Genomic DNA, 13,478 nt, shown 5'->3' with positions numbered 1-13,478 from the left:
CTGATGTCGATGGCCGCAACGATAGGGACTTGCCTTCCTCCGGCGCAACGGCTGCACTGCACGGCAGACCCGCGCAAACGCCGAGTCGGTCTGGCATCACTGCATGATCGGTCTCTGACATGAACAGGCAAGGCGCTCATCTCGGCGGCCATCCGATCCTGCGCGAGGCCTTCACGCCCAAGCTGATCTCTGCCCTGCGCGAAGGCTACGGCCTCGCCCGCATGCGGGCCGACGCGCTTTCAGGACTGACGGTCGCGATCGTCGCGCTGCCACTTTCCATGGCGATCGCCATCGCCAGCGGCGCGACGCCGGCCGCCGGGCTGTTCACCGCGATCATCGGCGGCTTCCTCGTCTCGGCGTTGAGTGGGAGCCGTCACCAGATCGGCGGGCCGGCGGGCGCCTTCATCGTCCTCGTCGCCGCGACGATCGATCAGCACGGCTTCGACGGGCTGCTGCTCGCCACCATGCTGGCCGGCGCCATGCTGATCGCGGTCGGGCTGCTGCGGCTCGGCACCTACATCAAGTACATCCCGCATCCGGTACTGGTCGGCTTCACCACCGGCATCGCCATCATCATCTTCGCCAGCCAGGTCCGCGACCTCCTGGGGCTGACGCTGCCCGGCAAGGAGCCGGCGGCGCTGATCCCGAAGCTGCAGGCGCTCATGGCCGCGCTCGGCACGCTGAACCCGGCGGCGCTCGTCCTTTCGGCCCTGACCATCGCGACGATCCTGGCGGTGAGGCGCTGGCGGCCGAGTTGGCCGGGGCTGCTGATTGCGGTCGCGTTCGCCGCCGCCGCGACCTTCCTGCTCAATTTGCCGGTCGAGACCATCGGCAGCCGCTTCGGTGGCATTCCGCGCACCCTGCCCGCTCCGCATCTGCCGGCCTTCAGCCTCGACAAGCTGATCGCGGTGCTGCCGGCCGCGCTCTCGATCGCGGTGCTGGGCGGCATCGAATCGCTGCTCTCGGCCGTGGTTGCCGACGGGATGAGCGGGCGCCGGCATCGTTCGAACATGGAGCTCGTGGCGCAGGGCGTCGCCAATATCGGCTCGCCCCTGTTCGGCGGCATCTGCGTCACCGGTACGATCGCCCGCACCGCGACGAATATCCGTGCCGGCGGCGTCACGCCGGTCGCAGGGATGTTTCATGCGGCCTTCGTGCTGCTGTTCATGCTGGTCGCGGCGCCGCTCGCCTCGTACATCCCGCTGGCGGCGCTCGCCGGCGTGCTTGCCGTCGTCGCCTGGAACATGGCCGAGAAGGCCGCCTTCGCCGCGATCCTCAGGCATTCGCGCGCCGACTCGCTCGTGCTGCTTTCGACCTTCCTGCTGGTGGTCTTCGAGGACCTGATGGTCGGGATCGGCGTCGGCGTCGTGCTGGGGTCGCTGATCTTCATGCACCGCATGGCCAATATCGTCACGGTCGAGGCCGGCATGGACGCAGGCCTCGTCGACTATGACGAAGCAGGCCATGACGAGCTGCAGGCGAATGGCAACGGCAACGGCGAGACCTTCCACTACAAGATCACCGGCCCGCTCTTCTTTGGCGCCAGCAGCCATGTCGCGACCGTGCTCGACCGGGTCGGCCCCTTCCCCGAGCGGATCGTGCTCGATCTCTCCGGCGTGCCCTTCGCCGATTCAAGCGCGGCGGTCTCGCTCAAGGCGATGATCGACAAGGCGCTGCGCCATGGCTCGGCCGTCGAGATCCGCGGCGCCGGTCGGCAGGTCCGCGCCGTGCTCGGCCATGAGGGCATCGACGAGCGGATCGTCTCGTTCCGGGAGATCGCCCAGAAGCCCGGCAAGGGCGTGGTCTGGGGATAGCTGCGGCAAGGGCGCGCTCGCCAGCGGCGCCGGCATCGGCTACCGAAAGGCCATGACGGACCAGCAGCATTGCGACATCGCTATCGTCGGGGCCGGTGCGGTCGGGCTCGCGGCAGCGCTCGCGCTCGCCGCTGCCGGGCGGCAGGTCGTGCTGTTCGGGCAGGCAGCTGCGCCGCGCGACGGACGCACCGTCGCCTTGCTCGACGGCTCCTGGCGGCTGCTCGAGGCGCTCGACCTGACGCAGGCGCTGGACCCGCTCGCCGCGCCGCTTGCGCTGATGCGGATGGTCGACGATACCGGCAGCCTGTTCCGGCAGCCACCGGTCGAATTCAAGGCGGCCGAGCTTGGCCTGCCGGCCTTCGGCTGGAATATCGAGAATGCCGTGCTGGTCGAGGCGATGGCGGCAAAGGCGGCGGCCGAGCCGCGTATCCGCATGATCCCACAGGCGGTGACGGAGATCGCGGCAGGCGCTGACAGCGTCAAGCTGGCGGGCGAAGGTTTCACACCGGTCCACGCACGCCTCGTGGTTGGTGCCGATGGTCGCAAGTCGCGGGTTCGTGAGGCTGCCGGCATCACGACGCGTGACTGGAGCTATCCACAGGTGGCGCTGACGGCGATCCTGTGCCATCGCCGCGAACATCAGGACGCCTCGACCGAATTCCACACCCGCTCGGGACCCTGCACGCTGGTGCCGATGTCGGGCCGGCGCTCCTCGCTGGTCTGGCTGGTCGAGCCGCATGACGCGGACCGGCTCGCCGGCATGGACGACCTCGCCTTCGCCCGCGCGGTCGAACGCCGGACCCATTCGATCCTCGGCGCGCTGACGCTCGCAGGCCCACGCGGGCGCGTGCCGATGGGCGGGCTCTCGGTCGATCGTTTCGCCGCGGCGCGCATGGCGCTGATCGGCGAGGCCGCGCATGTCTTCCCGCCGATCGGGGCGCAGGGGCTCAATCTCGGCCTGCGCGACGTCGCGGCGCTGCGCGATGTCGTCGCCGGGGCGGATGATCCCGGCGAGGTCGAGGCGCTGTCAGCCTATGATCGTTCGCGCCAGGCTGACGTGCGCCTGCGCACCGGTGCGGTCGATGCGCTCAACCGGACCTTGCTGACCGACCTGCTGCCGGCCGACCTGATGCGCGGCGCCGGGCTGCTGGCGCTGTCGCGGATCGCGCCCTTACGCCGGCTGGTGATGCGGCAGGGGCTGGCCGGCGGTACGGCGGCGGGCTGAGTTTCAGATCTCGTAATCGCCGACCGGCGGGCTTGTCCGCAGTGCCGGCGCGGCATCGCGGAAGACAGGCGCGAGCGGCAGCGGCGTCGACACCATGCGCCGCCCACCCGGTTCCTCGACCTGTCGGTCGAACAGGCCGCGCGCGGTCAGCTGCGGATCGGCCAAGGCTTCGTCGAGCGTCCTGGCCACCGTGCAGCAGCAATCGAGCGGTTCGATCGTTTCCCGCCAATGAGCGGCTGGCCGGGACGCGATGATCGTGGTGATTGCGGCCTGTGTCGCTGCCGGGTCGCGCCGGTCGTCGCGCAATTCGGCGTCGAGGCCGATGCCCTCGCAGAAGCTGGTCCAGAATTTCTCCTCGATCGCGCCGACGGCGAGGAACCAGCCATCTTCGGTGGCATAGAGGCCATAGCGCGGGCTGGCGCCGGTCAGCAGCCCCTCCCCGCCATTGGGATAGCGGCCGGCGGCTTGTCCCTGTGCCAATGCGTACCAGGAGAAAGCGAGCATCGCATCGGTCATGGCGATGTCGAGATGGCAGCCCTGGCCGGCGCGGTCGCGCTCGCGCAAGGCGAGCAGGATGTTGATCACCGCCGGCATGGCGCCGCCGGCGATGTCGGCGACCAGGGTCGGCGGCAACGGCGCCTGCCTGCCGGGTGCGAGCGACTGGCCGAGCAGGCCGCCGATCGCCTGGTAGTTGATGTCGTGGCCGGCCTGCGAGGCGCGCGGGCCGTCCTGGCCGTAGCCGCTGATCGAGCAGTAGACCAGTCGCGGGTTGAGCGCCTTGAGCGCCTCGTAGCCGAAGCCGAGACGCGCCATCACGCCGGGGCGAAACTGCTCGATCACGATGTCGGCCTGCTGGATCAGCGGGGTCAGCCGTTCCAGCGCATCTGGCGTCTTGAGATCGATGGCGAGGCTCTGCTTGCCGCGGTTGAGCGCGGCGAAGGGGGCCGAGGTCTCGCCGAAGCGCGGCGGGAAGCGGCGCATGTCCTCGCCATCCGGCCGTTCGATCCGGATCACGCGGGCCCCCGCCTCGGCGAGGAAGAGGCTCGCCAGTGGACCAGGCAGCAAAGTCGAGAAATCGAGGACGAGGAGATCGGAGAGCGGCTGCATCGATGGGCCCGGAAAGGCAGGCCCTTATGGGCCCTCAGTGGAACAGGTCTGCCGGCATCCTGCCTGTCTTCACCAGCCACAGGAAGCCCGTCAGCGTCACCGTCGAGACGATGGTGCCGACGAGGATGCAGGCCGAGGCGCGCTCGATGCCGACGCGATATTGAGTCGAGATCACGAAGATGTTCAGCGCCGGCGGCAACGCCGCCATGATCACGGCGGCATAGACCCAGGGCGCTGAGAAATCGCCGAGGCCCGAGAGCAGCAGCCAGACCAGCAGCGGGTGCAGCAGCAGTTTGATGGCAACGAGCCAGGGCAGCTCGCTCGGCATCTGCCGTATCGGCTGCAACGCCACCGTCACCCCCAGCAGGAAGAGCGCGCAAGGTGCGGCCGCCTGCGAGAGCCAGAGCGTCATCTTGTCGATCGCGGTCGGCAGTTCGAGCTTGAGGAAGGCCGCGAGTACGCCGGCGACGGTCGCGACATTGAAGGGATGGGTGACGACCCGCCGGATCACCTCGGCCGCCGTTGCGGCGAAGCTGCGCTTCTCGACGCCGGCCAGGGCCATCAGGAACGGGATCAGCGAGAACAGCAGCAGGTTGTCGAAGACGAAGATCAGCACGACCGGGGCGCTGGCTGCCGGCCCCAGGGCCGCCAGGATCAGCGGCGGGCCCATATAGCCGATATTGGAATAGGAGCCGGCGACGCCCTGCATCACTGCCTGCGGCATGTCGCCATGGGTATGGCGCCAGCCGAGCGCAAAGGAGAGCACGAAGGCGCAAAACGTCGCGAGCGTCGTCACCGCGACGAAGCGCCAGTTCGTCAACTCGCTCAACGGCTTGTCGGCGATCAGCCGGTAGAACAGGCAAGGCAGCGCGACATAGATCAGGAAGAACTGCATCCAGGCGAGCCCCTCGCCCGGCAGGCGCTTGTAGCGGCCGATCAGGAAGCCGAGCAGGATCAGCCCGAAGAAGGGCGCGACCAGATTGAACAGGCTGGCGATGTCGGCCATGCGGCATTCTCGCTCGACCGACGATGGCGACGGCGCCGCCTTATAAGATGGGCGTCGGTGCCTGAGAACCCGGCAGGGACGCACATCCCTGCGCCGGCTGCAGAACGCCGTTGCGATGAGCCCGCTGCCCGAGTTCCGCCCCCGCGCTTCATGCAACTAAAAATTGCAGCTTTCGACAAAGCTGGAAGCGATCGGGTAACATATTTCTGCCATGTTCCCTGAATGGCTCATGGAACAGGCGATGATGAGCGGCTCTCAAGCGGCGACAGGTAGTCCGGTGTCCGGGGCAGTCTGGCGATATTCGATCACGTCTCCGACCTTCTGGATCGTGGCGTTCCTGGTGATGGTGATCCTGGGGCTCGCGCTCCCGATCCGTCTGCCTCTCGGGCCGAACTACTGGGATACGGACATCTATCTCGACGCTGCCCAGCGCATCCGGCAGGGCCAGATTCCCAATATCGACTTCTTCACCTCGATCGGTCCGCTCGGCTTCTATCTCACCGCCGGGATCAAGGCGCTGTTCCCGCAGGCGCAGCCGGCCCTGCTCGCCAACTGGGCGATCGTGCCGATCTCGCTGCCGATCGCTGCGCTGATCGCCTGGGACATCGGCGCACGCTCGCGCAAGCTGGCGCTGGCGATCGTCATACCGTTCCTGTTCCTGACCTCGCTGCCGATCAATCTTCATAGCCTCTACCCGTCGCCCGGCTTCGACGGGTTCGGCTACTACAACCGCCATGTCGCCCTGCTGCTTTATCTGCTGCTGGCGGCGCTCCTCTTCGTCGAAAGCCGGATCCTGCTGACGACGCTCGTCGCGGCGCTGATGGTCTCGCTGTTCCTGGTCAAGGTCACGGGCCCGGTATCGGGCGCCGCCCTCGTCGGCTATGCGGTCCTGGCCGGGCGCATGCGTTTTCGCGATGCGACGATCGCCGCCGGCGCGGTCATAGCGTGCCTGGGCCTGATCGAATTCGCGACCGGCGTGGTCTATGCCTATGTCGAGGACATCATCGACCTCGCCATGCTCAACTCCGCCTCGTTCCTGCGGCGTTTCCTGACGCTGGGCTCGATCAAGTTCAATGTGATCGCGCCCTGCCTGGCGCTGATCGGCGTCCTTGCCTACACGGCTCGGAGAGACAGGCTGTCGCCGGCGAGCCTGCTGACCTCGCCGCTGGGCTGGCTGAGCGCAAGCCTCTTCGCCCTGGTCCTCGGCGAGACGCAGAACAGCGGATCGCTCGAATTCATCGGGCTCTGGCCGGTCCTGATCCTGATCCTCAAGGACCATCACCACAGGTCCGGCGACCAGCTGCGCCCGTGGGTGCTGATGCTCGTCATGGCCGTCTGGCTGCCCAGCGCCGTGATCTTCCTGGAGCGGGGCGCACGGGCGCTGATCGCCGCGCCGCGCTACCAGGCGCTGGAGGTGCCGGATGTCGGACCGCTCGGCCGCGTCAGCCTCAAGCCTGAACTCGCACAGCGGGCGATAGCCCAGATCGACCACTATCCGAAATACAAAGAGGCCTACGAAGACCTTGCTCGCCAGGGCCTGCTGCCGTCGGCGACCTTGTTCTCGGAGATCGATCACCAGGCGACCTGGCTGCTCGAAGTGCAGCAGGGGCTCGATGCGATCAAGCGCTGGGAGGCGGCGAATCGTCGCCAGCTGAACGGCTTCTTCGCTCTCGATTTCGTCAACCCGTTCAACCATCTGCTCGGCCGCGCCGCCCCGCAGCACGTCGCGCTCGGCATCGATACCGAGCGCACCAATCCGAAGGTCACGCGCGAGATGCTGGAGGCTCTGCGCGACATCGACGCGATCATGCGGCCCAAATGCCCCTACGAGGTCAAGCGGGCGGCGATCTGGGCGCAGTTCGCCCAGGCCCTGGAAGGCCGCCAGCTCGTCGCGCTGTCGCCCTGCTGGGACATGTATCTGAGGAAGTAGCCGATCTCGGAAAGCCGAGGCGACGATTGCCAGGTCGCGTCGCAATGCTTGTAGCGCTGGCGAGAATGGCGCGGTCTACGGGAGTCGAACCCGTCTCCCCAGCGTGAAAGGCTGGTGTCCTAACCGATAGACGAAGACCGCGGGCCTGAGCGCGAAGCGCTCTTGCGAGGCGGGGCGAGCTATAGTGTCCCGGCGAAGCTTGGGCAACCCCGTTTTCAGGGTTTTTCGCATCCGCTCACAGCGGCCGAGCGAGATCGATCACACGCAGCTCGGCCCGCTCGCTGCCGCCCCAGCGATTCAGCGTCAATGTGCCAGCCAGATGCACGCTCTCGCCACGTGCCACCAGCAACGCCTGGCCGAGCGGCTCGCGCGCGGCCCGGAAGGCGATTCCGCCGATCGTGGCGCCATCGCCAGCCCGCAGCTTGACGCGCAGATGCCCGCCCGCGCCGACCTCGATCACCTCCGTCAGGCGGTGCGCCGGCAGCACGAAGACCGGCTCCGGGCAGCCGGCGCCGAAGGGGCCGGCCCGGTCGATCTCGGCGAGCAGGCGCGGATTGGCGCCGCCGGCGCTGATCGCCGCGTCGATCAGCAGGGCTTCGGCCTCGCGCGAGCCGGCGACGCCGCGAGCCAGCCGTTCGCTGACGAAATTGGCGAAGGCGTCCTCCTGCCCTGGCGCCAGCGTCACGCCGGCCGCCATGGCATGGCCGCCGCCCTTGACCGCAAGGCCGGCCTCGACCGCATGGCGCACGGCCGAGCCGAGATCGACGCCGGCGATCGAGCGGCCCGAGCCGGTCGCGCCACCATTGGCGTTGCGCGCCAGCGCGAAGGCCGGCCGGTTGAACCGTTCCTTCAAACGGCCCGCGATCAGCCCGACGATGCCCGGATGCCAATCGGCCGAGCCGACGACCAGCACCGGATGCGAGGCTGCATCCTCGAAGCGATGTTCGACCTCGGCCACCGCCTCCTCGACCGCGGCACGCTCGATCTCCTGGCGTTCCTGGTTGAGCCGGTTGAGCTCGGCGGCGATCGTACGGGCCTCGACCTCGTCCGATGTCAGGAGCAACCGTGCGCCGAGAGCCGCGTCGCCGATGCGCCCGCCGGCATTGATGCGCGGCCCGAGCAGGAATCCGAGATGCCAGGCCTGCACGGGCCCATCGAGGCCGGCGACATCGAGCAATGCCGCGAGGCCCGGCCGCTGGCGCAGCCGCATCATGACGATGCCCTGGCGCACGAAGGCGCGGTTGAGGCCGATCAGCGGCACGACATCGGCGACCGTAGCAAGCCCGACGAGGTCGAGCGCTGCGAGCAGATCGGGCTCACCGCCCCTCGCCTGCCAGGCGCCGCGCCGGCGCAGTTCGCGATTGGTCGCGACCAGCGTCAGGAAGACGACGCCGGCGGCACAGAGATGGCCCAGGCCGGCGAGATCGTCCTGCCGGTTCGGATTGACCAGCGCCTGGACTTCGGGGAGCAATTCGGGCGCCTGGTGATGGTCGAGCACGACAGTGTCGAGACCGAGCCGAGTCGCCTGCTGTAGAGGCTCGTGGCTGGTCGTGCCGCAGTCGACCGTGACGAGCAGCGTCGCGCCCTCGCCGGCCAGCATCGTGATCGCCTCGGCATTCGGGCCATAGCCCTCGATCAGGCGATCGGGGATATGGATGCGTGGCTTCGCTCCGGCCTCGGCGAGAAAACCGGCGAGCAGCGCGGCCGAGCAGGCGCCGTCGACGTCGTAGTCGCCGAAGATCGCGACCTTCTCACCGGCGATGGCTGCTTGTGCCAGCCGCGCGGCCGCGCGGTCCATATCGCGCAGCACGGACGGGTCCGGCAGCAGGTCGCGCAGCTTCGGTTCGAGATGGCGCAGCGCCTCGCTGGAGGCGACGCCGCGGCCGGCCAGGACGCGCGCCAGCGTGTCGGGCACGCCTTCGACCTGCGCCAGCGCCTCGGCTTGCGCGAGGCCGGCAGGATCGAGGCGGTTGCGCCAGGGGCGTCCAAGGGCGGAGTGCCCGACGCCGAGGAACAGGCGATTCTGGCCGAGGGTCATGCGCCACCGCTGGCGCAGCGGCGCGGCTTCGTCAATCGGTGCATCACTCGAGCGGCTTCTGGTCCTCGATCGCCTGAGCGGTGACCTTGCGGGCGCTCACCGGGGCATGCCCGGAAACCTCGGCGCCGGCATCGGGCTTCAGCCTGATCATCCATAGCGCCGACGAGGCCGAGATCAGGCCGACCAGGACGAAGGCCGGCCAGAAATCGCCGGCGCTGAGGTTCTTGCCGCCATTGTAGAGATTGGCGGCTTCGAGGGCGAAGGCGCCGACGGTGATGCCGAGGCTGAGCGACAATTGCTGGGCGACGCTGGAGAAGCTGGTCGCGCTCGACATGTCGCGGTTCGAGACGTCGGCATAGCTCAGCGCATTGATGCCGGTGAACTGCAGCGAGCGGAAGCAGCCGCCGACGAAGAGCACGCCGAGCATGATCCAGTGCGGCGTCGTCGGCGTGAACAGGCCTGAAGCTGCCAGGAAGGCCGAGCCGATCAGCGCGTTGAACGTCAACACGCCGCGGAAGCCGAAGCGGGCGAGGATCGTCTTCGCCAGCGTCTTCATCACGAGGGCGCCGGCGGCCGAAGCGAAGGTGATCAGGCCAGATTGCAGCGCGTCGAGCCCGAAACCGAGCTGCAGCATCAAAGGCAGCAGGAAGGGGATCGCGCCGATGCCGACGCGAAAGATCGAGCCGCCGAGGACGCCGATCCGATAGGTCGGAATGCGCAGCAGCGAGAGATTGAGCACCGGATAGGCCAGCCGACGGGCATGGAACCAGTAGACGACCAGCGCCGCGACACCGAAGACGACGCAGCCATAGGAGACTGCCAGCGGAACGAGATGGCGCCCACCGGTGGCAAGGCCGAGCATCAGCGCGGCGAAACCGGTCGAGGACAACAGGAAGCCCCTGATGTCGAGCGGAGCGACGTCCTCCTCGCGGATATCCTCGAAGAACATCGTGGCGAGCGCGATGCCGAGCAGGCCGATCGGCAGGTTGATGAAGAAGATCCAGCGCCAGTCGAAATAGGTGGTGATGAAACCGCCGACCACGGGGCCGACGACCGGGCCGACCAGCGCCGGCACTGTCAGATAGGCCAGCGCACTGACCAGTTCCGACTTCTCGACGCTGCGCAGGATGACGAGCCGGCCGACCGGCACCATCATCGCCCCGCCCATGCCCTGAATGAAGCGCGCCCCGACGAAGGCGCCAAGCGAGTTCGAGAAGGCGCAGAGCACCGAGCCGAACATGAAGATGCAGAGCGCCGTCCTGAAGATGGTGCGGGCCCCGAACCTGTCGGCCATCCAGCCGGAGATCGGGATGAAGACAGCGAGGCTGACGAGATAGGAGGTCAGCGCCAGCTTCAGCGCGATCGGATCCTCGCCGAGCGACCTGGCGATCACCGGCAGCGAGGTCGCGATCACCGTCGAGTCGGTGTTCTCCATGAACAACGCGCAGGCGACGATCAGGGGCAGGAGCTTGGCGCGCTGCAAGGAATCGGACTTTCGGATTTTGGCCGCCCGCTGCCCCTTTAATGCGGCTCTATCCAGCTGGCGAGGGCCGATCCAGGCGTGGTGACGAGGGTTGCACGCGGTGCATGGCGCGTGGACTGTGGCTATTCAGGGAAAGCCGGCTTCCGATCTGCTCTCAAGTCGTCACGAGGACGTGAAAGCGGCTCCGTTATGCGTTTGCGGCAAGACAATTCGGCTGAACCGTACCTATCTGTGAGTTGAAGGGGCGATGATTTCGCATACGCCGACGCGGCCGGTCCGCGGGCAAGAGGTGTCTCATGACCAACTCCACTCACCATAACGTCCGCTTGTTCACTTCGACCGCGCTTCGTCACGGAGCCGCATTGGCGCTGCTCGCCGGAGCCGCCCTGTTCGGGGCGGGGCAAGCGCCGGCCCTTGCGCAATCGACCAGCTGGGAGGAAGGCTGCGCGATGCGTGTCGTCACGCCGGGCTCGGGCGACATTCTGCGGACCACCAATTGCGGCCGTCAGAAGGATTGCCAGCAGATGGCCAACGCCCAGGGCAGCATGATGATGGGCAATGGCTGTTTCTTCGTGATGCCCAACGCTGCAGCTCCCGCGGCGCAGGCCAGTCAGACGCGTCCCGTCCGGAAGCAGTGACGGTTTGCCGGTGATGATCGAGGCGGTCGTGGCTTCATGCCGCGACCGCCTCGACAGTTTTTGTCACGACGCCCCTAGCGGGCACGTCACACGCGTGATATCGGGCCTCGTCAACTCGGCTTAGGGCACACCCGCCCTGCCACTTTTCAGTGCCGGCCGCACCGGCCCCGGAGTTGACGATGGCGACGATCACTGACGGCCTCATTCGCGACGGTTTCACCTTCGACGACGTGCTGCTCGAGCCCGGCCCGTCCGAGGTGATGCCTGGCGATGTCGACATCTCGACCAAGCTCACCAAGACGATCTCGCTCAACCTGCCGATCATCGCCTCGGCGATGGATACGGTGACCGAGGCGAAGATGGCGATCGCCATGGCGCAGGCCGGCGGCCTCGGCGTCGTGCATCGCAATCTCGACCCCGACCAGCAGGCCGCCCAGGTCCGCCTGGTCAAGAAATTCGAATCCGGGATGATCGCCAACCCGATCACGATCCATCCCGACGAGACGCTGGCAGACGCGTTCACGCTGATGCGTAACAACGGCATTTCCGGCATCCCGGTCGTCGAGCGCGGGCCACAGGGGCACAACGGCAAGCTGGTCGGCATCCTGACCAATCGCGACGTGCGCTTTGCCGCCAATCCGGAACAGCCCGTCTCGGAGCTGATGACCAAGGACCGCCTGATCACGGTCCGCGAGGGCGTCGCACAGGATGAAGCCCGCCGCCTGCTGCATCAGTTCCGCATCGAGAAGCTGCTGGTGGTCGACGATCACTATCGCTGCATCGGCCTGATCACCGTCAAGGACATGGAGAAGCAGGTCACGCATCCCAATGCCGCCAAGGACAGCCGGGGCCGGCTCCTCGTTGCGGCAGCGACGACGACCGGCGACCTCGGCTTCGAGCGCTCCGAGATGCTGATCGACGCCGGCGTCGACCTCATCGTCGTCGACACCGCCCATGGCCACTCGGCCAAGGTTCTGGAGGCGGTGACGCGGGTGAAGAAGCTCTCCAATGCCGTCCAGGTCATCGCCGGCAACGTCGCCACCGCCGGCGGCGCGCAAGCCCTGATCGATGCCGGTGCCGACGCGATCAAGGTCGGCATCGGCCCGGGCTCGATCTGCACCACACGTATCGTCGCCGGCGTCGGCGTGCCGCAGCTCACTGCGGTGATGGATGCGGCCTCGGCTGGGCAGAAAGCCGGCATCCCGATCATCGCCGATGGCGGTATCAAATATTCCGGTGACCTCGCCAAGGCGCTCGCGGCCGGCGCGGCCTGCGCCATGGTCGGCTCGCTGCTCGCCGGCACCGACGAGACGCCGGGCGAGACCTTCCTCTACCAGGGGCGCTCCTACAAGGCGTATCGCGGCATGGGCTCGGTCGGTGCGATGGCACGCGGCTCGGCCGACCGCTATTTCCAGCAGGACATCAAGGATGCGCTGAAGCTGGTGCCTGAGGGCATCGAGGGCCAGGTCGCCTATAAGGGCCCGGTCTCGGGCGTGCTGCATCAGCTCGCCGGCGGTCTGCGCGCTGCGATGGGTTATGTCGGTGGCCGCAACCTCGAGGACTATCGCAACAAGGCCCGATTCATCCGCATCACCAGCGCCGGCCTGCGTGAGAGCCATGTCCACGACGTGACGATCGTCCGCGAAAGCCCGAACTACCCGACGCGCTCCTGATCTCGGAGCGCCTCACGGCGATCTGTCCTTTTTGGATCGGGCATCAGATACTTCCGGAGGGTGGACCCAGTTGTCGGTCCGCCGCTCCGCGAAGAGGACGACATGACCCTGAAGCTGATCTATCCGGCGCTGGCCCAGATCCTCTGGAGCTTCGTCGTCCTCGTCATCATGTTCCGGCGCCGCAAGCAGGCCTTCGCCAATCGCGAGGTCGGGCTCGCAGATATCGCCGTCTCGACCGAGCGTTATCCTGACTCGGCCCGGCTCGCTGCGGCCAATTTCAGTAATCAGTTCGAGACGCCGGTCCTGTTCTTCGCATTGATCCTGATCGCGATTCATGTCGGCGCGACCGGATATGTCATGGCGGCGCTGGCCTGGGCTTATGTTGCGACGCGTGTCGTCCATACATTGGTTCACACTGGAACCAACAGCCTGAAGCAGCGCGCGCTCATCTTCGCAGCCGGCATTGCCTGCCTGTTCTTCATGTGGGTCGGCATCGTGATTGCTGTTCTTTGAACAGCCTTTGCTTATCGCACGCAAGACGTGTGGCGTCGATTTCGACCGACC

General features: G+C 67.3%; 10 protein-coding genes and 1 tRNA gene. 6 read left to right on the top strand and 5 right to left on the bottom strand.

Annotation, left to right across the window (positions count from 1 at the left end; all coding sequences use genetic code 11):
- Positions 1-119: 119 nt before the first annotated feature.
- Both AC1DS0_RS02530 and AC1DS0_RS02525 read left to right on the top strand, forming a co-directional pair.
- Positions 120-1,814: a SulP family inorganic anion transporter gene (locus AC1DS0_RS02530; RefSeq protein WP_476812804.1), complete on the top strand. Its 1,695-nt coding sequence runs from the start codon at positions 120-122 to the stop codon at positions 1,812-1,814.
- A 52-nt stretch (positions 1,815-1,866) separates the two neighbouring features.
- The gene (locus AC1DS0_RS02525) at positions 1,867-3,039 is read left to right on the top strand and encodes a UbiH/UbiF family hydroxylase (RefSeq protein ID WP_476812803.1); all 1,173 of its coding nucleotides are present in this window, start codon (positions 1,867-1,869) and stop codon (positions 3,037-3,039) included.
- A gap of 3 nt (positions 3,040-3,042) precedes the next feature.
- Here the strand turns inward: AC1DS0_RS02525 and AC1DS0_RS02520 are convergent, their stop codons facing one another.
- Positions 3,043-4,146: a CaiB/BaiF CoA transferase family protein gene (locus tag AC1DS0_RS02520; RefSeq protein ID WP_476812802.1), complete on the bottom strand. Its 1,104-nt coding sequence runs from the start codon at positions 4,144-4,146 to the stop codon at positions 3,043-3,045.
- A 34-nt stretch (positions 4,147-4,180) separates the two neighbouring features.
- Positions 4,181-5,152, bottom strand: a complete 972-nt coding sequence (locus AC1DS0_RS02515) for an AEC family transporter (protein ID WP_476812801.1) — start codon at positions 5,150-5,152, stop codon at positions 4,181-4,183.
- A gap of 244 nt (positions 5,153-5,396) precedes the next feature.
- On the opposite strand from AC1DS0_RS02515, the gene AC1DS0_RS02510 reads away from it, so the two are divergent.
- Positions 5,397-7,082 carry a hypothetical protein gene (locus tag AC1DS0_RS02510; RefSeq protein WP_476812800.1) on the top strand — a complete coding sequence of 562 codons (1,686 nt, stop codon included), beginning with the start codon at positions 5,397-5,399 and terminating at the stop codon, positions 7,080-7,082.
- 66 nt (positions 7,083-7,148) lie between these two features.
- On the opposite strand, the gene AC1DS0_RS02505 is transcribed toward AC1DS0_RS02510, so the two are convergent.
- The 3 genes from AC1DS0_RS02505 to AC1DS0_RS02495 form a co-directional block, all read right to left on the bottom strand.
- A tRNA-Glu gene (locus tag AC1DS0_RS02505) sits at positions 7,149-7,223 on the bottom strand.
- A 94-nt stretch (positions 7,224-7,317) separates the two neighbouring features.
- Positions 7,318-9,120 (bottom strand): single-stranded-DNA-specific exonuclease RecJ, encoded by a 1,803-nt coding sequence (gene recJ, locus AC1DS0_RS02500; protein ID WP_476812799.1) that lies wholly within the window; start codon positions 9,118-9,120, stop codon positions 7,318-7,320.
- A gap of 43 nt (positions 9,121-9,163) precedes the next feature.
- Entirely contained in the window at positions 9,164-10,603 is a 1,440-nt protein-coding gene (locus AC1DS0_RS02495; protein WP_476812798.1) for an MFS transporter, read from the bottom strand.
- Positions 10,604-10,965: 362 nt separating this feature from the next.
- Here AC1DS0_RS02495 and AC1DS0_RS02490 point away from each other — a divergent pair, with 362 nt between their 5' ends.
- The 3 genes from AC1DS0_RS02490 to AC1DS0_RS02480 all read left to right on the top strand — a co-directional run bounded on the left by AC1DS0_RS02490 (position 10,966) and on the right by AC1DS0_RS02480 (position 13,427).
- A complete protein-coding gene (locus AC1DS0_RS02490) occupies positions 10,966-11,241 on the top strand; it encodes a hypothetical protein (protein ID WP_476812797.1) in 276 nt (91 codons plus the stop codon).
- A gap of 179 nt (positions 11,242-11,420) precedes the next feature.
- On the top strand, positions 11,421-12,914 hold the full coding sequence (gene guaB / locus AC1DS0_RS02485) for an IMP dehydrogenase (protein ID WP_152014713.1): 1,494 nt from the start codon (positions 11,421-11,423) through the stop codon (positions 12,912-12,914).
- A gap of 102 nt (positions 12,915-13,016) precedes the next feature.
- Entirely contained in the window at positions 13,017-13,427 is a 411-nt protein-coding gene (locus AC1DS0_RS02480) for an MAPEG family protein (RefSeq protein ID WP_476812796.1), read from the top strand.
- Positions 13,428-13,478 lie beyond the last annotated feature (51 nt).

It is taken from the genome of Allobosea sp. P4_H5 (assembly GCF_056400825.1).
The sequence above is the reverse complement of the archived record's forward strand: the minus strand, read 5'-3'. Positions and strand labels throughout refer to the sequence as shown.